16 protein-coding genes and 1 tRNA gene are annotated in these 22,522 nt (G+C 67.2%); 2 read left to right on the top strand and 15 right to left on the bottom strand.

Annotated features, from left to right (window positions below; genetic code table 11):
• Positions 1 to 333: 333 nt before the first annotated feature.
• From whiA to polA, 11 genes are all read right to left on the bottom strand, one after another.
• Entirely contained in the window at positions 334 to 1,314 is a 981-nt protein-coding gene (whiA, locus tag ABEA39_RS05005; protein ID WP_345373884.1) for a DNA-binding protein WhiA, read from the bottom strand.
• A gap of 99 nt (positions 1,315 to 1,413) precedes the next feature.
• Positions 1,414 to 2,295, bottom strand: coding sequence for an RNase adapter RapZ (gene rapZ, locus ABEA39_RS05000; RefSeq protein WP_345373882.1), 882 nt, complete (start codon positions 2,293 to 2,295; stop codon positions 1,414 to 1,416).
• A 54-nt stretch (positions 2,296 to 2,349) separates the two neighbouring features.
• On the bottom strand, positions 2,350 to 4,326 hold the full coding sequence (uvrC, locus tag ABEA39_RS04995; RefSeq protein WP_345373880.1) for an excinuclease ABC subunit UvrC: 1,977 nt from the start codon (positions 4,324 to 4,326) through the stop codon (positions 2,350 to 2,352).
• A gap of 6 nt (positions 4,327 to 4,332) precedes the next feature.
• Complete coding sequence (uvrA, locus tag ABEA39_RS04990; RefSeq protein WP_345373878.1) at positions 4,333 to 7,317, bottom strand: excinuclease ABC subunit UvrA; 2,985 nt, start codon at positions 7,315 to 7,317, stop codon at positions 4,333 to 4,335.
• 56 nt (positions 7,318 to 7,373) lie between these two features.
• Positions 7,374 to 8,336 (bottom strand): SDR family NAD(P)-dependent oxidoreductase, encoded by a 963-nt coding sequence (locus tag ABEA39_RS04985; protein ID WP_345373876.1) that lies wholly within the window; start codon positions 8,334 to 8,336, stop codon positions 7,374 to 7,376.
• Positions 8,326 to 10,392: an excinuclease ABC subunit UvrB gene (gene uvrB / locus ABEA39_RS04980; RefSeq protein ID WP_345373874.1), complete on the bottom strand. Its 2,067-nt coding sequence runs from the start codon at positions 10,390 to 10,392 to the stop codon at positions 8,326 to 8,328. Before uvrB ends, ABEA39_RS04985 begins: the two co-directional genes overlap by 11 nt.
• A 455-nt stretch (positions 10,393 to 10,847) precedes the next feature.
• A complete protein-coding gene (gene coaE / locus ABEA39_RS04975; protein ID WP_345373870.1) occupies positions 10,848 to 11,462 on the bottom strand; it encodes a dephospho-CoA kinase in 615 nt (204 codons plus the stop codon).
• Positions 11,463 to 11,580: 118 nt separating this feature from the next.
• Positions 11,581 to 13,032, bottom strand: a complete 1,452-nt coding sequence (gene rpsA, locus ABEA39_RS04970) for a 30S ribosomal protein S1 (RefSeq protein WP_345373867.1) — start codon at positions 13,030 to 13,032, stop codon at positions 11,581 to 11,583.
• Positions 13,033 to 13,246: 214 nt separating this feature from the next.
• Positions 13,247 to 14,938, bottom strand: coding sequence for a DUF885 domain-containing protein (locus ABEA39_RS04965; RefSeq protein ID WP_345373864.1), 1,692 nt, complete (start codon positions 14,936 to 14,938; stop codon positions 13,247 to 13,249).
• 92 nt (positions 14,939 to 15,030) lie between these two features.
• The gene (locus tag ABEA39_RS04960) at positions 15,031 to 15,342 is read right to left on the bottom strand and encodes a PTS lactose transporter subunit IIB (protein WP_345373861.1); all 312 of its coding nucleotides are present in this window, start codon (positions 15,340 to 15,342) and stop codon (positions 15,031 to 15,033) included.
• An 89-nt stretch (positions 15,343 to 15,431) separates the two neighbouring features.
• Positions 15,432 to 18,116 (bottom strand): DNA polymerase I, encoded by a 2,685-nt coding sequence (gene polA / locus ABEA39_RS04955; protein WP_345373859.1) that lies wholly within the window; start codon positions 18,114 to 18,116, stop codon positions 15,432 to 15,434.
• 127 nt (positions 18,117 to 18,243) lie between these two features.
• Here polA and ABEA39_RS04950 point away from each other — a divergent pair, with 127 nt between their 5' ends.
• The gene (locus ABEA39_RS04950) at positions 18,244 to 18,621 is read left to right on the top strand and encodes a PaaI family thioesterase (protein WP_345373956.1); all 378 of its coding nucleotides are present in this window, start codon (positions 18,244 to 18,246) and stop codon (positions 18,619 to 18,621) included.
• A gap of 94 nt (positions 18,622 to 18,715) precedes the next feature.
• Here ABEA39_RS04950 and ABEA39_RS04945 read toward each other — a convergent pair whose 3' ends face one another.
• The gene (locus ABEA39_RS04945; protein ID WP_345373856.1) at positions 18,716 to 19,321 is read right to left on the bottom strand and encodes an ANTAR domain-containing response regulator; all 606 of its coding nucleotides are present in this window, start codon (positions 19,319 to 19,321) and stop codon (positions 18,716 to 18,718) included.
• A 26-nt stretch (positions 19,322 to 19,347) separates the two neighbouring features.
• Positions 19,348 to 19,429: transfer RNA gene (locus ABEA39_RS04940), tRNA-Leu, on the bottom strand.
• A gap of 333 nt (positions 19,430 to 19,762) precedes the next feature.
• Between ABEA39_RS04940 and ABEA39_RS04935 the strand changes: the two genes are divergently transcribed.
• Entirely contained in the window at positions 19,763 to 19,966 is a 204-nt protein-coding gene (locus ABEA39_RS04935; protein WP_123504568.1) for a cold-shock protein, read from the top strand.
• A gap of 192 nt (positions 19,967 to 20,158) precedes the next feature.
• Here ABEA39_RS04935 and ABEA39_RS04930 read toward each other — a convergent pair whose 3' ends face one another.
• Positions 20,159 to 20,842, bottom strand: a complete 684-nt coding sequence (locus ABEA39_RS04930; protein WP_345373850.1) for a hypothetical protein — start codon at positions 20,840 to 20,842, stop codon at positions 20,159 to 20,161.
• A gap of 158 nt (positions 20,843 to 21,000) precedes the next feature.
• Positions 21,001 to 22,446: a pyruvate kinase gene (gene pyk, locus ABEA39_RS04925; protein WP_345373848.1), complete on the bottom strand. Its 1,446-nt coding sequence runs from the start codon at positions 22,444 to 22,446 to the stop codon at positions 21,001 to 21,003.
• Between the last annotated feature and the right edge of the window lie 76 nt (positions 22,447 to 22,522).

The following is a 22,522-nucleotide window of genomic DNA, read 5'->3' as shown; positions in this document are numbered from 1 at the left end:
TTGCCGCTGATGCTGGGCTCCAAGGCCGAGTAGTCGTACGGAAGTTCGGGAAGGGTGTATTCAGCCATTGTCGCTCTCCTCGCTGACGCGGACCGGGATGATCGGAAGGGCACCACCTCGGGGGGACATGGTCAGTGTAGTGACGGCACAGCGGACTGGGATCGTTCACTTCATCAACGCTCAGGGAACGTCGGTGCCGGAGGTACCGTATTGCGGACGCGAGCCTTTGTTGTGGACCGGTCCGAGCATCCCCCGCTCTCGAAGCCCGCTCTCGAAGCCCGCTCTCGATGCCCACTAACGAACCCGGCTCGAGGGGCCCCGGTCGAGGGCGTGTCAGTCGAGGTCGAGGTCCGCCGGGAGACTGGCCTCGGTGCCGGGGACGCCGAGGTCGGCGGCCTTCTTGTCGGCCATGGCGAGAAGACGGCGGATGCGGCCGGCGACCGCGTCCTTGGTCATCGGCGGGTCGGCGTGGTGGCCGAGTTCGTCGAGGCTGGCGTCGCGGTGCGCGAGACGGAGCTCGCCGGCGTAGCGGAGGTGTTCGGGGATGTCGTCGCCGAGGAGCTCCATGGCGCGGTCCACCCGGGCGCAGGCGGCGACCGCGGCCTGGGCCGAGCGGCGCAGGTTGGCGTCGTCGAAGTTGACCAGGCGGTTGGCGGTCGCGCGGACCTCGCGCCGCTGCCGCATCTCCTCCCAGTCGGTGACGCTCTTCACGGCACCCATCTGCTTGAGCATGGCGCTGATGGCCTCGCCGTCGCGGATGACGACGCGGTGGATGCCGCGCACCTCGCGGGCCTTGGCCGGGATGCCGAGACGCCCGGCGGCGCCGACGAGCGCCATGGCGGCCTCGTTGCCCGGGCAGACGACTTCGAGGGCCGCTGAGCGACCGGGATCGGTGAGCGTGCCCTGGGCGAGGAAGGCGCCGCGCCAGATCGCGGCGAGGTCATCGCGGGAACCCGTGGTGAGACGGTTGGGGAGGCCGCGGACCGGTCGACGCCGTGCGTCCATGAGCCCCGTCTGACGCGCCAGGGTCTCGCCGGCCTCGTGGATGCGGACGAGGTAGTGGTTCGTGCGGCGGAGGCCGGTCGCAGCGATCGCCGAGACGTCGCTGCGGGCGCCGTAGAGCTCGGCCAGGTCTTTGCGGACGCGCCGCGCGAGGACGGCGCTGTCGAGCTCGGCCTCGACGGCGATGCGACCCGAGATGACGTGCAGGCCCCCGGCGAAGCGGAGGATCGTGGCGACCTCGGCGGCCCGGACGGTGGTCTTGGCCACTTCGACGTGGGCTAGTTCTTCTTTGACGTCGGCAGTCTGGGCCAAGACAGTTCCTTTGCGGGTTGAAAACGGTGGAGCGCGGGCTGGTCGGGCGCGCTGTTCAGACGCGCGATCGGCGAAGCGTCACAGCGGGACTCTCGTAAGTCACTCTCGACCGAGGTCGCGATGTTTGACGCTGACGGCCACCCCCGGGAGTCCACGGAGGTGAGCGGCCAATTCGCCGACGAGAGTCACCGAGCGGTGCTTTCCTCCCGTGCAGCCAATGGCGATCGTAGCGTGTCTCTTGTTCTCGCGCTGATAGCCGGCCATCACCGGCTCGAGGGCTGCGCCGAACGCGTCGATGAACTGACGGGCCCCGTTCTGGGCCATCACGTACTCGCTGACGGGGGTGTCGAGACCGTTCTGTGCCCGCAGTTCGGGCACCCAGAACGGGTTCGGCAGGAAGCGCGCGTCGCCCACCATGTCGGCGTCGGCCGGAAGACCGTACTTGAAGCCGAAGCTCAACACCGTGACCTGAACGCCCGCGGTCGAGGGGGCGGAGAACTTCTCGGTGATTGTCGAGGCGAGCTGGTGGATGTTCAGCTCGGACGTGTCGATGATGATGTCGCTGGTCTCGCGCAGCTCTTCCATCCGGCTCCGCTCGACCAGGATGCCGTCGAGAAGCGTGCCCGAGCCCTGCAGCGGATGCGGGCGGCGGACCTGCTCGAACCGTCGCACGAGCGCGGCGTCGGTGGCATCGAGGAAGAGCACGCGGACCTTCGTCGGCATGGACTCTTGAAGGGCGCGGACGGCCTCCTGAGCCTCGGAGAAGAGCCTCCCGCCTCGCACGTCGACGACGGCCGCGATCTTCGGCAGCGAGTCGCCCGCACGTTCGGCCAGGTCGATCAGAGGCCGGAGCATCTGCGCCGGGAGGTTGTCGACCACGTACCAGCCGAGGTCTTCGAGGGCGTTGCCGACCGTCGACCTTCCGGCCCCCGACATGCCCGTGACGATCAGGACGTCTTGCTGTTCGACTACGTCGTTCACGGCCGTCGCCCTCTGCTGTTGGTCATCTGCCCCTGCTCCTCGGCGCAACCGATCCTACTCGGCAGCCGACACGCCCGACGAGAGCGTGGGATGCACGGCCTCGGTCACGACGTCGGCCTCGGCTTCCGCCGCGGCTCCGGCTTCGGGTGCCGTTCCGAGCGTCTCCGTGATGCTGCGGGCCAGGGTCGGACCGATGCCCTTCACTTCGGCGATCTCGGCGGCGGTGGCCTTCTTGAGGCGGGTCACCGAGCCGAAGTGCTTGAGGAGCTCGTTCGTGCGGCTCTTGCCCAGCCCCGGGATGTCGGCGAGCTGAGTGGCGATGTCCCGCTTGCGCTTCTGCCGCTGGAACGTGATCGCGAACCGGTGGGCCTCGTCGCGGATCCGCTGGATCAGGAAGAGGGCGTCGGAGTTGCGCGGAAGGATGACCGGGAAGTCGTCGTCGGGGAGCCAGATCTCCTCGAGGCGCTTGGCGATGCCGCAGAGTTGGATGCCCGTCACGCCGAGGTCGTCCATGGCGCGCTGGGCCGCCGCGACCTGGGGCTGACCGCCGTCGACGATCAGGAGGTTGGGTCGGTAGGCGAAGCGCTTGCGCTGCTCCCCCACCTCCTCGACCGGGGCGAGCTCGTCGTCGAGGCGAGCGAGACGACGGGTCAGCGTCTGGTAGATCGACTCGGTGTCGTCGGTCGAGGCCGGGATGCTGAAGCGGCGGTACTGGTCTTTGCGTGGCAGGCCGTCTTCGAAGACGACCATGGAGGCGACGATGTTGGTGCCCTGGAGGTGCGAGACGTCGTAGCACTCCATGCGGAGGGGAGCCTCGCCCATGCCCAGCGCCTCCTGGATGTCGGCCAGGGCCGTCGAGCGAGTGGCGAAGTCGGCGCTGCGACGGGTCTTGTAGAGCATCAGCGACTGCGAGGCGTTCAGCGTGGCGGTCTGCATGAGATTGGCCTTGTCGCCGCGCTGAGGCGTGTGCAGCTGCACCCGCCCTCGCACGCGGCCGTCCGTGCTTCCGGACGACCGGACGTCGGAGAGCCAGGTCTCGAGGGCGTCGGCGTCGTCGGGCAGCGTGGGGACGACGATCTCTCGCGGCAGTTCGCCCCCGGCGGCGTAGACGTCTTGGATGGCCTGCTCGACGATGTCCCCCGTGGAGATGTCGATCTCCTTGTCGAGGACCCAGCCGCGGGCGCCTCGAACGCGTCCGCCTCGCACCGTGAAAAGTTGCACGGCTGCGGCCAGCTCGTCTTCGACGACGGCGAACAGGTCGAGGTCGACCGAGTCGCGCAGCACCACGGCCGACTTCTCCAGCACCGCCTCGAGAGCGCCGACCTGGTCGCGGTATTTGGCCGCGTCTTCATAGCGGAACTCGTCCGCGGCGACCTTCATCAGCTTCTGACGCTCGGCGATGACCTTGCGGTCGTAGCTGGCCATGAACCGGACGAATTCGTCGACGATCTTGCGGTGTTCCTCGACGGTGACCTTGCCGGAGCACGGCCCGCCGCAGCGCCCGATCTGCCCAGGGAAGCAGGGCTTGCCCGTCTGCATCGCCTTCTTGTAGCTGGAGTCGGAGCAGGTGCGGATCGGGAAGACCTTGATCATCAGGTCTATGGTGTCGTGGACCGCCCAGATCTTCGGGTACGGGCCGAAGTACTTCGCGCCCCGGATCTTCGTGTTGCGCGAGACCATGACGCGGGGTGCCTCGTCGGCGAGCGTGATCGCCATGAAGGGGTAGGTCTTGTCGTCGCGGAACTTGACGTTGAACGGCGGGTCGAATTCTTTGATCCACGTGTATTCGAGTTGCAGGGCCTCGATGTCGGTGCCGACGACCGTCCACTCGACGCTGCGCGCCGTGAGGACCATCCGGCGCGTGCGCTCGTGCAGCGACGGAAGCGGGGCGAAGTAGTTGCTCAGCCGTTGTCGGAGGTTTTTGGCCTTGCCGACGTAGAGCACCCGACCGCGCTCGTCGCGCCAGCGGTACACGCCGGGGTCGGTCGGGATGTCGCCCGCCTTGGGGCGCCAGGAAACGGTGTTGCTCATGGACCGCTACCTGGTCAGGGCTCGGGCCGTGGACTTCTTCGCGGCCGCCTTCTTCTTCGTCGGGCTCGCGGGAACCGCCTGAGCGCCTCGGGGTGCCGAGGGGCGCTTCTGAGCAGGCTTCTGCGCGAGGATCTCGGCGAGGAACAGGCCGGTGTGGCTCTCCGGCACGGTTGCGAGGTGTTCGGGGGTGCCGGTCGCGAGGACCTGCCCTCCCCCGGCACCGCCCTCGGGGCCCATGTCGATCAGCCAGTCGGCCGACTTGATGACGTCGAGGTTGTGCTCGATGACGATGACCGTGTTGCCCTTGTCGACGAGCCCGTTCAGCACCAGGAGGAGCTTGCGGACGTCTTCGAAGTGGAGGCCGGTGGTCGGTTCGTCGAGAACGTAGACGCTCCGGCCGTTCGAGCGCTTCTGCAGCTCGGTGGCGAGCTTGACGCGCTGGGCCTCGCCACCGGAGAGCGTGGTCGCGCTCTGCCCGAGACGGACGTAGCCCAGACCGACCTCGACCAGGGTGGTCATGAACCGGGAGATGGCGCTGATCGGCGCGAAGAACTCGGCCGCTTCGCTGATCGGCATCTCGAGCACCTCGGAGATGTTCTTGCCCTTGTAGTGCACCTGCAGGGTGTCGCGGTTGTAGCGTGCCCCGCCGCAGACCTCACAGGCGACGTAGACGTCGGGGAGGAAGTTCATCTCGATCTTGATCGTGCCGTCGCCGGCGCAGTTCTCGCAGCGACCGCCCTTGACGTTGAAGCTGAAGCGGCCGGGCAGGTACCCCCGGGCCTTCGCCTCGACGGTTTCGGCGAAGAGATTGCGGATCTTGTCGAAGACGCCGGTGTAGGTGGCCGGGTTCGAGCGCGGGGTGCGCCCGATCGGCGCCTGGTCGACGTGCACGACCTTGTCGAGGTTCTCGAGCCCGGTCACGCGCGTGTGCTTGCCGGGGATCTGGCGAGCACCGTTGAGAGTGTTGGCCATGACCTTGTAGAGGATGTCGTTGACGAGGCTCGACTTGCCCGACCCGCTGACGCCCGTCACGGCGACGAAGGCGCCGAGCGGGAAGTCGACCGTGACGTTGTCGAGATTGTTGGCTCGGGCGCCGACGACCGTGATCTTCCGGCTGAGGTCGATCGGGCGCCGTTCGGCCGGCGTCTCGATCGACCGACGACCAGCGAGATAGTCGCCCGTGTAGGACTCGGTGTTGGCGAGCAGCGCCTCGTAGCCCCCGGAGTGCACGACCCGGCCGCCGTTGACGCCGGCGCCGGGGCCGATGTCGACGATCCAGTCGGCGGTGCGGATGGTGTCCTCGTCGTGCTCGACGACGATGAGCGTGTTGCCGAGGTTCTTCAGCTTGACCAGGGTGTCGATCAAGCGTCGGTTGTCGCGCTGGTGAAGACCGATGGACGGCTCGTCGAGCACGTACAGGACACCGGTGAGGCCGGAACCGATCTGGGTCGCGAGGCGGATGCGCTGGGCCTCGCCGCCCGAGAGCGAGCCCGCGGATCGCGACAGGGACAGGTACGTGAGCCCGACCTCGAGAAGGAATTCGAGCCGGACGCGGATCTCGCGGAGCACCTGCGCGGCGATCCGCGCTTCGCGCTCGGTGAGCTCGACGTCGTTCATGAAGTCGAAGGCCTTCGCGAGGCTCAGTTCGGAGACATCGGCGATGCTGTTGCCGTGGATCATCACGGCGAGCACCTCGGGCTTGAGACGCTTGCCCTTGCAGACGACGCAGGGGATTTCGCGCAGATAGCTGGAGTAGCGCTGACGCTGCGTGTCGGTCTCCGCCTCGGCGTACTTGCGTTCGATGTACGGCATCACGCCTTCGAAGCCGGTGGAGTACTTCATCTCGCGGCCGAAGCGGTTCTTGTAGCGGACGGTGACCTCGAAGTCGTTGCCCTCGAGCACCGCCTTCCGGACCTCCGGCGAGAGGTCGCGCCACGGGGTCTTGAGCTTGAAGCCGAGGTCGCCGGCCAGACCTTCGAGAAGCTTCTGGAAGTAGTTGTAGAGGCCCTTACCGGAGTTGGTCCACGGGAGGATCACGCCGTCGGCGAGGCTCAGCTCGTCGTCGCCGAGAAGGAGGTCGCTGTCGACGCTCATCTTGGTGCCGAGGCCCGAGCACTCGGGGCAGGCGCCGAACGGAGCGTTGAACGAGAACGTGCGAGGTTCGATCTCGGTGAGCTGGAGCGGGTGCCCGTTGGGGCAGGAGAGCTTCTCGGAGAACGTGCGGAACGCGGCGGGCCCGGTCTCGTCGACGAAGTTGATGGTGACGAGGCCGTCCGTCAGGCGGAGAGCGGTCTCGAGCGAGTCGGTGAGGCGCGACAGGATGTCGTCGGAGGCGACCAGCCGGTCGATGACCACCGAGATGTCGTGTTTGATCTGCTTCTTGAGCAGCGGCGGCGAACTCAGCTGGATCATCTCGCCGTCGACGATGGCACGCGAATAGCCGGACGCGGCGAGCTCCTTGAAGAGGTCGACGAACTCGCCCTTCTTCTGGGACACCACGGGGCTCAGCACCTGGTAGCGACGACCGGTCTCGAGCTCCATGAGCTGGTCGGCGATCTGCTGGACCGTCTGCTTCATGATCTTCTCGCCGCAGACGGGGCAGTGAGGCACGCCGATGCGCGCCCAGAGCAGACGCATGTAGTCGTAGATCTCGGTGATCGTGCCCACCGTGGACCGCGGGTTGCGGTTCGTCGACTTCTGGTCGATCGAGACGGCCGGGCTCAGGCCCTCGATGAAGTCCACGTCGGGTCGATCCACCTGGCCCAGGAACTGACGGGCATAGGCCGAGAGGGACTCGACGTATCGACGCTGCCCCTCGGCGAAGATCGTGTCGAAGGCCAGCGACGACTTGCCGGAGCCGCTCAGGCCGGTGAAGACGACGAGGGAATCGCGCGGGATCTCGATGTCGACGTTCTGGAGATTGTGCACGCGGGCACCTCGAACGCTGAGCTTCGAAAGGGAGTTGACGGGTGAAATCGACACTCTGTCCATTCTACGGAGAGCAGGACATCGGGATGGGCGACGTCGGTGGGCAAGGAGGCGACCGCCTAGCGGCGGGCCGGGCTGGATTCGATCACGGGTTGGACGCGAGTCAGACGACTGGAGAGGTTCCAGAGGCGGGCAGCGGTCTTGGTGGCACGGGCGTGTTTCTTGGCCTTCACGAGGGCGGGCGCACCGGTCAACTGGAACCAGCCGTCAGGGCCCCAGTATTCCCCGCTCTGTACCTCGGGGGCCGTCGCCGCATAGCTGAGAGGCCTGGCGCCCTGGTCTTTTCCTTGGGAGAAGGTGCGGAGGAAGCCCACGGCGGGCGCCGGCAGCCAGCGACGTCGGACGATGCCGGGCCGCTTCTCGGTCAGGTTCTCGAGAGCGAATCCGGGGTGAGCGACGATGCTTCGGACTCGGGAGCCGCTGGCACGGAGCCGCCGGTCGAGTTCGAAGCCGAAGCTCATCACCGCCAGCTTCGACCTCGAGTACGCGCGATAACTGTGATACCCCGAGACCAGCATCGGATCGTCGAGATCGAGGCGCGCCCAGCGATGGCTGATGCTGCCGAGATGGACGATCCGGCCGGCTTCGGACTCGGTAAGGGCCGGTAGCAGATGCGAGATCAGGGCGAAATGGCCCAGGTGGTTCGTGCCGAACTGCAACTCGAAACCGTCTCGGGTCTTCTGACGCTTGCGGGATCCGACGACCCCGGCGTTCGCCACCAGCCCGTCGACAGGACCGCCCGCAACGATCGCGGCCGAGGCCTCTTCGAGGGAGGAGAGGTCGGCCAGGTCGGCGACGACGATCTCGAGGTCGGCGTTCGGCACACGGGTGCGGATGCTGTCGGCGGCCCGCTCGGCGCGACCGAGGTCGCGACAGGCGAGCACCACACGGATGCCCATGGCAGCGAGCTGTTCGGAGACGAAGTAGCCGAGGCCGGCGTTTGCTCCGGTGACGACGATTCGCTTGCGGGGCGCTCCACCACCGGCACCGCTCGACGTGGTCGGGGTCGCGTCAACGGACATGGCCGGCCGCCTCCATTCCGCGGAGGTCTTTCTTCAACTCGGCCACTTCATCGCGCAAGCGACCGGCGAGCTCGAACTTGAGCTCGGCAGCGGCTTGGAGCATCTGCTCGTTGAGGTCGGCGATGATCGACTCGATTCCGCCAGCGGCCGAGGCGGCCTTGCCCTCACGACGCAGGTTCGGCGTGGGGGCCCGCTTCGAGCCCTGGCGGCCCGCCAAGAGCTCGGCCGTGTCGGCGCCCTCGCGAGCGAGGATCTCGGTGATGTCGGCGATCTTCTTACGAAGCGGCGTCGGATCGATGCCGTGCTCGAGGTTGTAGGCGACCTGCTTCTCGCGACGGCGATCGGTCTCGTCAAGAGCCTGCTTCATGGAGTCGGTCATCTTGTCGGCGTACATGATGACCTGGCCGGAGACGTTGCGCGCCGCACGACCGATGGTCTGGATGAGCGACGTCGAGGACCGCAGGAAGCCCTCCTTGTCGGCGTCGAGGATGGCCACGAGCGACACTTCGGGGAGGTCTAGGCCCTCTCGCAGAAGGTTGATGCCCACCAGGACGTCGTAGACGCCTTGGCGGAGTTCGGTGAGGAGTTCGACTCGGCGCAGGGTGTCGACGTCGGAGTGGAGATAGCGCACCCGGACGCCGGCCTCGGTGAGGAAGTCGGTGAGCTCTTCGGCCATCTTCTTGGTCAGGGTCGTGACGAGGACCCGCTCGTTGCGATCGACCCGCAGGTTGATCTCTTCGAGGAGGTCGTCGATCTGGCCTTCGGACGGCTTGACCACGATCTCGGGGTCGATGAGGCCGGTCGGACGGATGACCTGCTCGACCACGCTGTCGGTGACGCCCAGTTCGTACCGCCCCGGCGTGGCCGAGAGGTAGACCTTCTGGCCGACTCGACCGAGGAACTCCTCCCACTTGAGTGGCCGGTTGTCGAGGGCGCTCGGGAGGCGGAACCCGTGGTCGACGAGTGTGCGCTTGCGCGAGGCGTCGCCCTCGTACATCGCGCCGATCTGCGGCACGGTGACGTGCGATTCGTCGATCACGACGAGGAAGTCGTCGGGGAAGTAGTCGAGGAGGCAGTGAGGCGCCTCACCCGGACTGCGACCGTCGATGTGGGCGGAGTAGTTCTCGATGCCGTTGCAGAAGCCGATCTGCTCCATCATCTCGAGGTCGAAGGTGGTGCGCATGCGGAGTCGCTGGGACTCGAGCAGCTTGCCCTGCTTGTCGAGCTCGTCGAGACGCCCTGCCAGCTCCTCTTTGATGGTGCCGATGGCACGGTGCATGACGTCGGTGCCTGCGACGTAGTGCGAACCGGGGAAGACCGAAACGGCATCGACCTGGCGGACGACGTCGCCGGTGAGCGGGTGAAGGAAGTAGAGGGCCTCGATCTCGTCGCCGAACATCTCGATGCGGATGGCCAACTCTTCGTACATCGGGATGATCTCGATGGTGTCGCCACGCACGCGGAAGTTGCCCCGCGAGAAGTCGATGTCGTTGCGCTGGTACTGCATGGCCACGAAGCGCCGGACCAGCTGGTCGCGCGGGATCTGCATGCCGACCTGGAGGGCGATCATCGCCTCCATGTAACCCTCCGGGGTGCCCAGGCCGTAGATGCACGAGACCGTGGACACCACGATGACGTCGCGTCGACTGAGCAGCGAGTTGGTCGTCGAGTGCCGAAGACGCTCGACCTCGGCGTTGATCGAGCTGTCTTTCTCGATGAAGGTGTCGGTCTGGGGGACGTACGCCTCGGGCTGGTAGTAGTCGTAGTAGGACACGAAGTACTCGACGGCGTTGTTCGGGAAGAGCTCTCGGAACTCGTTGGCGAGCTGAGCCGCGAGGGTCTTGTTGTGCGCCAGGACGAGCGTCGGGCGGTTCACTGCCTCGACGAGCCACGCCGTGGTGGCCGACTTGCCCGTACCGGTCGCGCCCAGCAGGACGACGTCGGTCTCACCGGCGTTGATACGGCCGGCGAGTTCAGCGATCGCAGCGGGCTGGTCGCCACTGGGCTGGTACTCGCTGACCACTTCGAAGGGGCGGACGCTGCGAGTCGGTTCCATAGAACAAGTCTACGAGCGACCACCGACACTGGTCCGGTCGGGGGCGTCGACCGGAGCCGCTAGGAGCGAACATCCCCCTCTTCGAGCCGGACCGCCGGTGGTCTCAGGCGTGCTGGGCCATCAGGTTGGTGACTCGGGCTGCGGGCGTGCGGCACGGACCCTTCCGTGCGGCACAGACCCTCGCGTGCGGCACAGAACCGCGCCGCGGACTAGAGCCCTCGCCGCTTCCGAGGCGCGGCAGTGGATTGGCGGCGCCGATGCGGCACGGGGCTTCCGGGACGGCGGTCGAAGACGACGCGGCGGACGATCAGCAGCCGTCCCTGCAGATGGGTTCGGGACTCAGCGTGGGACACGAGACCTCCTGGCTGACGGCAGAACTCGACAGCTCCATCAAGCCAGGGGGTCCTCCTGTGTCACAAGCCCAGAAGTGCCACCACCGTCACGGCCGAGTACACCTAGGTGTGGGAGCGGGCCCGGAGGCTCAGGTCGTCGTAGAGGCGGTCCGTCTGCGCCAGGGTCGATTCGAGGCTGCCCGACGAGTCGACGATGGCGTCGGCGACAGCGGCTCTCTGGGCGTCGGTCGCCTGCGAGTCGATCCTCCGCTCGGCCTCCTGCGCGTCCATCCCACGGAGGGCGGTGAGACGCTCGAGTCGGATCTCGCGGGGCGCCTGCACGACGACGACGAAGTCGAACTCCCCCACCCCGCGGGCTTCGACGAGGAGGGGGACGTCGTAGACCACCAGGCGGCCAGGATCCTCGGAGACGGCCTCGCGCATCCGACGCTGGGAGAGCTCTTGGACGGCGGGATGCGTGATTGCCTCGAGGTCTTTGCGGGCTGCGGGGTCGGAGAAGACGAGGGCACCGAGGGCGGGCCTGTCGAGACTGCCGTCGGAGCGGAGGATGCCCGTGCCGAAGCGCTCGGCGATGGCGGCGAGACCCGGCGTGCCGGGCTCGACCACCTCGCGGGCGAGTCGATCGGCGTCGATGACCGCCGCACCCCGTTCGGCGAAGCGCCCGGCCACCACTGTCTTGCCGGCCGCGATCCCGCCGGTCAACCCTGTCACGAACACTCCCCCACCCTAGCTGCGCAGCCTCGCTGTGTTGCCGCGCCGGACTGTATGAGCCGTGAACGTCGGAACGGCGGCCCACCCGAAGGGTGAGCCGCCGTTCCTCTTAACGCTGGTGCGACTAGCTGTTGTTGGACAGCTTCTCGCGAAGAGCAGCGAGCGACTCGTCGTCGGCGAGGGTGCCGGCGCCCGAGGCGGACTCGTTGGAGAACGACGAACCGGAGGGAACGTCGAACGTGGTGGGCTCTTCGATGAGAGAAGCAGCGACCTGCTTCTTGTGGGCTTCCCAGCGAGCCTGGGCGGCAGCGTAGTCCTGCTCCCACTTCTCGCGCTGGGACTCGAAGCCCTCGCGCCACTCGTTGGTCTCCGGGTCGAAGCCCTCGGGGTACTTGTAGTTGCCCTGGTCGTCGTACTCGGTGAGCATGCCGTAGAGCGCCGGGTCGAACTCGGTGCCCTCGGGGTCGACACCCTCGTTGGCCTGCTTGAGGCTCAGCGAGATGCGGCGACGCTCGAGGTCGATGTCGATGACCTTGACGAACACCTCGTCGCCGACCGACACGACCTGCTCGGCGAGCTCGACGTGCTTGGCGGACAGCTCGGAGATGTGGACGAGGCCTTCGATGCCGTCGGCGACGCGAACGAACGCACCGAACGGGACCAGCTTCGTGACCTTGCCGGGAGCGACCTGGCCGATGGCGTGCGTCCGCGCGAACACCTGCCACGGGTCTTCCTGAGTGGCCTTGAGGGAGAGCGACACGCGCTCGCGCTCGAGGTCGACCTCGAGGATCTCGACGGTGACCTCCTGGCCCACCTCGACTACCTCGGAGGCGTGCTCGATGTGCTTCCAGGAGAGCTCGGAGACGTGGACGAGACCGTCGACGCCGCCCAGGTCGACGAACGCACCGAAGTTGACGATCGACGACACGATGCCCTTGCGGACCTGGCCCTTGTGGAGGTTGTTGAGGAACGACGTGCGGCTCTCGGACTGCGTCTGCTCGAGGAGAGCGCGACGCGAGAGGACGACGTTGTTGCGGTTCTTGTCGAGCTCGAGGATCTTGGCCTCGATCTCCTGCCCCAGGTAGGGCGTGAGGTCGCGGACACGACGCAGCTCGATGAGCGACGCGGGGAGGAAGCCGCGGAGCCCGATGTCGACGATGAGGCCGCCCTTGACGACCTCGATGACGGTGCCAGTGACGACGCCGTCGGCGTCCTTGATCTTCTCGACGTCGCCCCACGCACGCTCGTACTGAGCACGCTTCTTGGAGAGGATCAGGCGGCCTTCTTTGTCTTCCTTCTGGAGGACGAGGGCTTCGACCGTGTCGCCGACGTTGACGACCTCACTGGGGTCGACGTCGTGCTTGATCGAGAGTTCGCGCGAGGGGATGACGCCCTCGGTCTTGTATCCGACGTCGAGGAGGACCTCGTCGCGGTCGATCTTGACGACGGTGCCCTCGATGAGGTCTCCGTCGTTGAAGAACTTGAGAGTCTTTTCGACCGCGGCAAGGAAGTCTTCAGCAGATCCGATGTCGTTGACGGCGACCTGCTTGGGTGCCTTGGTCGTTACGGTTGTCATGTAGTGGTTGCTCCAGCTGGGCATTTCTCGGGCCGGGATCCGGCCGGACGGGCTCACGATGCATCGCAAGATGTCCGGGTGTTGGGGGATCGCAGCGTACGGATGATTCGACGCAGATTGCGCCAACCGAGTCTAACGGTATGGGCCTGTCACCGACAACCCGTGGCGCTTGTCGTCGCCGTCCTGAAACGACCGACGAGGGGGATGCGCTCGCTCAGGCCAGCAGGGCGCGTCGGAGGGTGTCGAGGCCGACGCCGCCGAGAGTTAGAGCCTCGCTGTGGAAGCGCTTCACGTCGAAGGAGTCGCCCTCGCGCTCGGCGCGTTCGGCCCGCAGTTCCTCCCAGATGCGCTGGCCGACCTTGTACGAGGGGGCCTGGCCGGGCCAGCCGAGGTAGCGGTCGACCTCGAAGCGGACGAACCCCTCCTCCATGTTGACGTTGTTCTTCATGAAGGCGAAGGCGTTCTCGGCGTTCCAGGTACCGCCGGCGGGCACGCCCGGGGTGCCGGGGAACGGCTTGCCGAGGTGGACGCCGATGTCGAGGACGACTCGCGCAGCACGCATGCGCTGCCCGTCGAGCATGCCGAGCCGATCGCCCGGGTCGGAGAGGTAACCGAGCTCCTCCATGAGACGCTCGGCGTAGAGGGCCCAGCCTTCGGCATGACCCGAGGTGCCGGCCAGAGCACGGCGGTACGTGTTGAGCGTCGCCCGGTTGTACACCGCGAGACCGAGCTGGAGGTGGTGGCCCGGAACGCCCTCGTGATAGACGGTGGTCGTTTCGCGCCAGGTGTTGAAGCGCGTGACGCCGACGGGGACGGACCACCACATTCGACCCGGTCGGGAGAAGTCGTCGCTCGGGGCCGAGTAGTAGATGCCGCCCTCTTGCGTCGGAGCGATGCGGCATTCGAGGGTGCGGATGACTTCGGGGATGTCGAAGTGTGTGCGGCCGAGTTCGTCGACGGCCTGGTCGCTCTTGGACTGCATCCAGCGCTGGAGGGCGTCGGTGCCGTCGAGCTGCCGGGCGGGGTCGCCGTCGAGCACCTCGATCGCGCGCGCCACGCTGGCGCCCGGCTCGATGAGGTCGGCCACGGCCTCCTGCTCGGCGGTCATGCGAGCGAGCTCTTCGAGGCCCCACTCGTACGTCTCGTCGAGGTCGACGGTGGCGCCGAGGAACCGCCGGGAATGCAGGGCGTAGGCCTCGCGACCCACACCGTCGGCTTCGGCGGCGACGGGAAGCAGCTCGTCGCGCAAGAAGGCGCCCAGCCAGGAATAGGCGGCGCGGGCGCTGTCGGCGTTCGCGCGGAGTTCGGCCAGCACCGCCCCGGAAAGCTCGGCCCCCTCGGGATTCTCGACGAGCCCGGCGAAGAAACCGTCCTCGGCGGCTTGACGATCGGCCTGCTCCGCAACGGCCCGGACCTGGTGTTTCGCAGGGACGACCCCCTCACGGATGCCGAGACGCAGGGTCTCCACGTAGCCCTCGAGCGCCCCGCGGAGGTTGCCCAGACGCGACGAGATGTCGCGCCAGGCGTCGACGCTGTCGGTCGGCATGAGGTCGATGATGTCGCGCAACTGCTGCGGCGGTGACTCGATGACGTTGAGGTCGCGCAGCTGCAGCTTGAGGGAGTCGGACTCGAGGTCGAGAGCGAGCGTGGACTCGAGATCGTCTTTGGTGACGACGTCGACGGCATCGACGGCCTCGATCGCGCGCAATTCGGCGAGCGTGGCTGTCGCGGCTGCGATGTAGGCGGCATGGCCGGCCGGCGACAGGTCGGCGTACTCGCCGGTCCGGCCCGGGCGGCCCAACCACGTCGCGGTGGCCGGGTCGAGGTCGACCAGGGTGTCGACCCAGCGTTCGGCGATGGCGTCGATGGCGGTCGGGGTGCGGGAGGCTTCGGTGGTGGAACTCATGCAACGACCCTAGCGAGCGTGGGATGCCCGGGCTGGATGTCGGCCCGAGGCTGTGGAGAACTCCCCCCGAACTCCGCCGCCTGTGCACAGGATCAGAAGTCGATGCTGCGCCCCTCCTGGATCGCCTCCACCACCCGCGTCACGGCCGGGTCGCCCAGGAAGAGCTGGAAGGGGATGACGGGGGTGTCGTCGCCGACGACGTCGCGAGCCCTGGCTGCGAGATTGTTCTGGGTGATCACCACGTCGGCGTCCGACGGGATGTCGACGACGGCCGAGTGTTCCACCGAGACGCCCGCCTTCTTGAGTTGCTTCTTGAGCGTGGCGGCGAGCATGAGGCTCGACCCCATGCCGGCGTCGCACGCGACGATGAGCTTCTTGACCGAGGAACCGTCGAGGGTGGGCATGGCGTCTCTCCTTCGTGACCGGACGAACACAAGTGCTTGCACGGCCATCCTGCTCCCCCGCGGAGGCGCGGCGTCTGCCGCACAGGTGCTCAGTGCGCGGCGGCGTCCCAGCTCTCGCCGAGACCGACGGAGACGTCGAGCGGCACGCGGAGGTCGGCCGCGGACCCCATTCGACGCCGGACGATCTCTTCGATCGCGTCGACCTCGCCGCCGGCGACCTCGACGATGAGCTCGTCGTGCACCTGCAGCAGCACGCGCGATTGCAGCTCGCGTTCGTCGATGTCGGCACGGACTCCGAGCATCGCGATCTTCATGATGTCGGCGGCCGAACCCTGGATGGGAGCATTGAGCGCTGCCCGCTCGGCGTTGTCGCGCAGGACCCGATTGGACGAGTTGAGGTCGGCGAAGGGGCGTCGACGCCCGAAGATCGTCTCGGTGTACCCGTCCTCGCGGGCCTGCACCACGACGTTGCGGAGGTAGTCGCGAACAGCGCCGAAGCGGCTGAAGTAGTCGCCCATGAGCTGCTTGGCCTCGGCCGTGTCGATACGGAGCTGCTTGGACAGGCCGAAGGCGCTGAGACCGTAGGCCAGGCCGTAAGACATGGCCTTGACCTTGGTGCGCATGGTCGGCGAGACGTCGGCCGGTTCGACGCCGAAGATCCGGGCACCGACGAAGCGATGCAGGTCTTCGCCCTCGGTGAAGGCCGTGATGAGGCCCTCGTCGCCGGAGAGGTGCGCCATGATGCGCATCTCGATCTGCGAGTAGTCGGCCGTGAGCAGGGTCTCGTAGTCGCGACCATGACGGAAGGCCGCGCGGATCTCGTGGCCGACGCTGGTCTTGACCGGGATGTTCTGCAGGTTGGGGTCGATCGAGGAGATGCGACCCGTGGTGGTGCCGGTCTGGTCGTAGGTGGTGTGGATACGGCCGCCCGCGTCGACCGCCTTGTCGAGCGTGTCGATGATCTGCCGGAGCTTGGTGGCGTCGCGGTGTTTGAGCAGCAGGTCGAGGAAGGGGTGCGGGTGCTTGTCTTGGAGGTCGGCCAGCGACCCGGCGTCGGTCGAGTAGCCCGTCTTCATGGATCGGGTCTTCGGCATCTGCAGTTGCTCGAAGAGGACCTCTTGAAGCTGCTTCGGGGAGCCGAGGTTGACCTCGCGGCCGATGACCTCGAACGCCTGCGCGGCGAGACCGGCGGCCGTGTCACCGAGACGGGCCGACAAGGCCTGGAGTGCGGGCTGGTCGGTCTCGACGCCGGTGAGCTCCATGTCGCCGAGCACGGGCACGAGCGGCATCTCGATCTCGGTGAGGACGCGGCGAGAGCCCTCGTCGAGCTCGCCGAGGAGGTCGTCGGCGACGCGAAGGGTGTACCAGGCGTCGAGCGCGACACCGGAGGCGTCTTCGGCCGGGACGAGTTGATTGGGATCGGCCACGGGCATCCGTTCGCCGAGGTGTTCGTAGACCAGGTCGCCGAGGGCGAACGACGTGCGGCCGGGGCGGAGCAGCCACGCCGCGACGCGCGGATCGCCGGAGAGGCCCGTGAGGGTGAGGCCCACGCGCTTCAGCGCCTTGTAGGCCCGCTTCGCGTCGTGGACCACCTTGGCGGAGTCGTCGTCGAGCCACTCTTCGAGGGCGACGTAGTCGCCGCGGCCCGCTGCCCAGGGGATGTGCACGGCTTCGGTCGCGGTGGCGATGCCCAGCCCCGTCACTCCCCCGGCCGGGTCGTACTCGACGGCGACGCCGACTGGGGCCTTCTCGGCCGACGCGTTGGTACGGAGCCAGTGGGCGAGTTCTTCGTCGATGAGCGTGCGGACGATCGGACCGGTGTGCCCGCCGGCGTCGCTCGAGTCGGCGGACGGCACCGCTGTGCCGGCGGAACCGGTGGGCGATGCCTCGGCCAGTGCGGTGACCCGATCGAGAAGGGTGCGGAACTGGAGTCTGTCGAAGACCTCGGTGACGGCCTCGACGTCGATCGGACGACGCTCGAGATCGTCCGGGCCCACCGGCAACTCGACGTTGGTCACGAGGCGGTTCAGCTTGCGGTTGCGCACGGCGCGGTCGTACTGCTCGCGGAGCTTGTCGCCGACGACGCCCTTGATCTCGTCGCGGTGCTCGATGATGGCGTCGAGCGAGCCGAACTGGTTGATCCATTTGACGGCGGTCTTCTCGCCGACCTTGTCGATGCCGATGAGATTGTCGCTGGTCTCGCCCACGAGAGCGGCCACCTCGGGGTATTGCGGGGGCTCGATGCCGTAGCGCTCGAAGACCTTGTCGCGGTCGTAGCGGGTGAGGTCGGTGACGCCCCGCGCCGAGGGGTAGAGGAGCGTGACGTCGTCGTTGACCATCTGGATCGCGTCGCGGTCGCCCGAGACGACGAAGACCTTGTAACCCCCGGCCGAGCCGCGAGCGGCGAGGGTCGCGAGGATGTCGTCGGCCTCGAAGTCTTCTTTGGTGATCGTGGTGATGCCCATGGCGTGCAGAGCCTCTTGAAGGAGGGGGATCTGCCCGACGAACTCGTGGGGGGTCTCGGACCGCGTGCCCTTGTACTCCGGGTACTCGCGCGTGCGGAACGAGTAGCGCGAGATGTCGAAGGCGACGGCGAGGTGGCTCGGCTTCTCGGCCTTGAGGAGGTTGAGCAACATCGAGATGAAGCCGTGGATGGCGTTGGTGTGCTGCCCTTCGCGGTTGACGAAACTGTCGACCGGGAGGGCGTAGAACGCCCGGAATGCGAGCGAATGGCCGTCGATGACGAGGAGGGTAGGCTTTGCTGGGTCCGACACCCCGTCAGCCTAGCGGCCCCCTCCGACACTCGGCCTCGACGGTGGAGCACCCCGAGGAGACAGTGTGTCCGAGTCCACCACCGCCCCGTTCAGCGACGACGCCCGCGAGTTCTACGACCGCCGTGGCATGGGTGAGCTGGCCGAGAAGATGGGCTTCGAAGTGCTCGAACTCAGTGCCGAGCGAGCCGTCGCGACGATGCCCGTCGAGGGCAACCGTCAGCCGGTCGGCATCCTGCACGGAGGCGCCCACGTCGTCCTCGCCGAGTCCCTCGGTTCCATGGCCGCGAGCGTGCACGCCGGGCCCGGTCGCATCGCCATGGGCATCGAGCTCAATGCGAGCCACAGCCGCTCCATCGCCTCGGGAGTCGTCACCGGAACCTGCACGGCGATCCACCTGGGGCGCACCCTCACCACGCACGAGATCGTGCTCACCGACGAGCAGGGCCGACGCCTCTCGACGGTCCGCATCACCAACATCCTCCGCGACGCGCCCGGCGCTCCCTGAAACGGTGGGATGCACGGCCTACCCCGCACGGGCGGGCCGACGACGAAGCGGCCGACCCGAGGGGCCGACCGCTTCTCGTAGAGAGGTGTGGAACCTACTTCTTGACGCTGAGCTGCTCGATGATGGCCTGCGCCACGTCGTGCATGGTGAGTCGGCGGTCCATCGACGCCTTCTGGATCCAGCGGAAGGCCTCGGGCTCGGTCAGGCCCATCTTCTCGTTGAGGAGGCCCTTGGCCCGGTCGACGAGCTTGCGCGTCTCGAACCGCTCGACCAGGTCGGCGACCTCGGCCTCGAGGGTGATGATCTGCGTGTAGCGCGAGAGAGCGATCTCGATCGCGGGCAGGAGGTCGTTCGGGGTGAAGGGCTTGACCACGTAGGCCAGGGCGCCGGCCTCGCTGGCGCGCTCGACCAGCTCTTTCTGGCTGAAGGCCGTCAGGAGGACGACGGGAGCGATGTGGTTCTTGCTGAGCGTCTCGGCAGCCGAGATGCCGTCGAGCTTGGGCATCTTGACGTCCATGATGACCAGGTCGGGTCGCAGCTCGGTCGCCAGGGCGACCGCGGCCTCGCCGTCACCCGCTTCGCCCACCACTTCGAAACCGTTGTCTCGGAGGATCTCGACGATGTCGAGACGGATCAGGGACTCGTCCTCGGCTACGACGACTCGACGGGGCGCTGCTGGCGTTGCTTCTTGGTCACTCACGGAGGCAAGCCTAATGGATTGTGAAGTACGAATGGCGGGACTCGAACCCGCAAGCCTTTCGGCAGAGCATTTTGAGTGCCCCGTGTATGCCAATTCCACCACATTCGCGCGCAGGACAGCATAGCCGACAGTCGTGCTGCCGGAGGAACGAGTCGGGCCGCGTGAAGCAGGCGAACGGCTGTGACTCCGCGAGGCGTTTGCCTGCGCTTCACGCAACATTGGCCACTTCTCCCCATCCGCCCCCGTATGTGGGCTAGTGTGAGCGGCACTGGTTGTTGTGTTACGCATTTGTACTTCGCGGCACGGGTCAGCAGGGGCACGATCGAGAGGTCGGGTTCTCGCCTACCCGTCGCCGTTCTTAGAGGGAGCGGACCAAGTAAGCACCGCGACGAGAGATCTCGACTGACGAGATCGGACACCTCTGATTGAAGGAATAGAAAAATGGCAACAGGCACCGTGAAGTGGTTCAACTCCGAAAAGGGCTTCGGCTTCATCACCCCCGACGACGGATCCACTGACGTGTTCGCGCACTTCTCCGCGATCGCCGGCGATGGCTACCGCAACCTCGAAGAGAACCAGAAGGTCGAATTCGAGACCGCTCAGGGCAACAAGGGCCTCCAGGCCGAGAACATCCGCGTTCTCTAGTCCTCTCGGCCATGCGGTGCTCGTTTCGAGCATCGTCTGAGCCGATACCGAACGGCCCCGATCAGCGCAAGCTGACCGGGGCCGTTCTGCGTCTGCCCTCCGGGCGACGCTGTGGCCCTGCCCTCCGGGCGACGCCATGGCCCTGCCCTCCGGGCGACGCTGTGGCCCTGCCCTCCGGGAGCCGCCATCGCCTCAGTCGGCCAGGGGCAGCCCGAGCAGAAGGGCGACCGGCTCGAAGTCGTGCCGAGCGGTGACGTACGCGATCTCGGCCAGGGCGCTCGACGAATCGGCCGAGAGGGTGCCCGCGCCGGCTCGGGATCGCTGACCAGGAGCCTCGTCGGAGTCGCGACCCTCGGCATCCCACGTTTCTGCGCTCTCGATCGGGTCGATCGTGTTCGCCTGCTCGTAGGGCAGGTTCGCCAGGGCCGCTTGCGCGGCTCGAAAACGCTGGGTGAGGATGCTCCACAGCACGAGTTCGTCGGCCGTGGCGTCGTCGGGCGAGAGTCGAGCCACATCGCCGGGAATCTGAACGGCGGGCAGCCGCACGACGACGGCCTGCGCCGCCCTGGGCTGCTGACGCCCGAGGCCGATGGCGACGACGAAGCCGACCACTCCCCCGAAGAAGAACAACACGATCAGCGATCCGACGTCGCGGAGGCCCGCACCCAAGACGGCCTCGCCCACGAGGAACAGGCCACCGAGGACGCCGCCCACGATGCTGCGGCGGGTCATCGACGGGTGGGATCCACGCGTCAGACGGGCGGCGTCGTCGTAGCTGGCGGCCGTCTGCTCGACGGTGAAACCGGAATCGGACGGCACCGCGTAGAGCTTCGTCGCGTGGACGAAGCAACCGGGGTGTGTTCCGTCGACGGCCATTGTTCGATCATAGGATCGGGAGGCCGGGGACGGTCGGGCACTCAGCAGGATCACGGCTGGGTGGACCCGAATCGGACTCCAGTCGTTAACACCGCGAGGCCGGCGCCACCCGAGGGTGACACCGGCCTGGCGCGGAGCGAGCGACTTCGTCGTTCGGGCTACGAACGGACGTAGGCCGGGGCCGCCTCGTTGTGGGCGTCGCCGACGCGGTGCACCCGCAGGTCGTTCGTTGAGCCGGCGATGCCGGGAGGGGAACCCGAGATGACGACGACGCGGTCGCCGTGCGAAGCCAGACCATTGCCGAGGAGGACGTCGTCGACCTGGGCGAACATGGCGTCGGTGTGGGTGACCGGGTCGACGATGTACGACTGGGCACCCCAGCTCATGGCCATGCGGCGACGGATCGCCTCGTCGGTCGTGAAGGCGATGATCGGAATCGCGTGACGGAGGCGCGACATGCGGCGGACCGTGTCGCCGCCCTCGGTGAAGACGCAGACGTACTTCGCCTCGACGAACTCGGCGACGTCGGCTGCGGCCAGCGTGATCGCGCCGGGCATGGTGCGGGGCTTGGTGCCGAGGGCGGGGATGCGCTCGAGACCGTGGTCTTCGGTCGACTGGACGATCCGGGCCATGGTCGCGACGGTGATCGTCGGGTACTCGCCGACGCTCGTCTCGCCGCTCAGCATGACCGCGTCGGTACCGTCGAGGACCGCGTTCGCGACGTCGGACGTCTCGGCGCGGGTCGGGATCGGACTGGAGATCATGGACTCGAGCATCTGCGTCGCGACGATGACCGGCTTCGCCATGCGGCGCGAGAGCTCGATGGCGTGCTTCTGGACGATCGGCACGGCCTCGAGGGGCAGTTCGACGCCGAGGTCGCCGCGAGCGACCATGATGCCGTCGAACGCGTCGATGATGGCCTCGAGGTTGTCGACGGCCTGAGGCTTCTCGATCTTGGCGTAGACGGGGACCTTGCGGCCCACCTCGGCCATGATCTCGTGGACCCGGTCGATGTCGTCGGCGTTGCGGACGAAGGAGAGCGCGATGAAGTCGGCACCCAGATTCAGGCCCCAGCGGAGGTCGGCCTCGTCTTTGTCGGAGAGAGCGGGCACGTTGACCGCGACGCCGGGAAGGTTGATGCCCTTGTTGTTGGAGACCGTGCCGGCCACCACGACCTCGGTGGTGACGACCGTGCCGTCGGTCTCGAGGACGCGGAGCTTGACCTTGCCGTCGTCGATCAGCAGCGGATCGCCGGTCTTGACGTCTTGGGGCAGGCCCTTGAACGTGGTGCCGCAGATCTCTTTGGTGCCGAGGATGTCCTCGACGGTGATCTTGAAGATGTCGCCGACCGCGAGGTCGTGCGGGCCGTCGGAGAACTTGCCCAGACGGATCTTGGGGCCCTGCAGGTCGACCAGCACGGCGACTGCGCGACCGGAGTCGGCGGCGGCCTTGCGGACGTTGTCGTACACCCCCTGGTGCACGTCGTAGGTGCCGTGGCTGAGGTTCATCCGGGCGACGTCGACCCCCGCGTCGATGATGGACCGGATGTCTTCATAGCTCGACGTCGCGGGCCCGAGGGTCGCGACGATCTTTGCTCGTCTCATGTGTTCCTTCGTTGAAGTGGATTCACTGCGGACGCCCCTTCGCGTCACCCCAGCCTATTCCCGTCCGCCGACCCGC

The sequence above is a fragment of the Frondihabitans cladoniiphilus genome, assembly GCF_039544345.1.
GTDB lineage: Bacteria > Actinomycetota > Actinomycetes > Actinomycetales > Microbacteriaceae > Frondihabitans > Frondihabitans cladoniiphilus.
Note: the sequence above shows the minus strand (reverse complement) of the source record. Positions and strands in the feature narration are given on the sequence as shown.

Excerpts from the sequence above, each read along its gene's own strand:
- uvrC (WP_345373880.1), bottom strand. The coding sequence starts at position 4,326 with ATGAGCAACACCGTTTCCTGGCGCCCCAAGGCGGGCGACATCCCGACC.
- uvrA (WP_345373878.1), bottom strand. The coding sequence starts at position 7,317 with ATGGACAGAGTGTCGATTTCACCCGTCAACTCCCTTTCGAAGCTCAGC.
- ABEA39_RS04950 (WP_345373956.1), top strand. The coding sequence starts at position 18,244 with ATGGGTGAGCTGGCCGAGAAGATGGGCTTCGAAGTGCTCGAACTCAGT.
- uvrB (WP_345373874.1), bottom strand. The coding sequence starts at position 10,392 with ATGGAACCGACTCGCAGCGTCCGCCCCTTCGAAGTGGTCAGCGAGTAC.
- pyk (WP_345373848.1), bottom strand. The coding sequence starts at position 22,446 with ATGAGACGAGCAAAGATCGTCGCGACCCTCGGGCCCGCGACGTCGAGC.
- ABEA39_RS04935 (WP_123504568.1), top strand. The coding sequence starts at position 19,763 with ATGGCAACAGGCACCGTGAAGTGGTTCAACTCCGAAAAGGGCTTCGGC.
- ABEA39_RS04965 (WP_345373864.1), bottom strand. The coding sequence starts at position 14,938 with ATGAGTTCCACCACCGAAGCCTCCCGCACCCCGACCGCCATCGACGCC.
- ABEA39_RS04985 (WP_345373876.1), bottom strand. The coding sequence starts at position 8,336 with ATGTCCGTTGACGCGACCCCGACCACGTCGAGCGGTGCCGGTGGTGGA.
- ABEA39_RS04930 (WP_345373850.1), bottom strand. The coding sequence starts at position 20,842 with ATGGCCGTCGACGGAACACACCCCGGTTGCTTCGTCCACGCGACGAAG.
- ABEA39_RS04960 (WP_345373861.1), bottom strand. The coding sequence starts at position 15,342 with ATGCCCACCCTCGACGGTTCCTCGGTCAAGAAGCTCATCGTCGCGTGC.
- rpsA (WP_345373867.1), bottom strand. The coding sequence starts at position 13,032 with ATGACAACCGTAACGACCAAGGCACCCAAGCAGGTCGCCGTCAACGAC.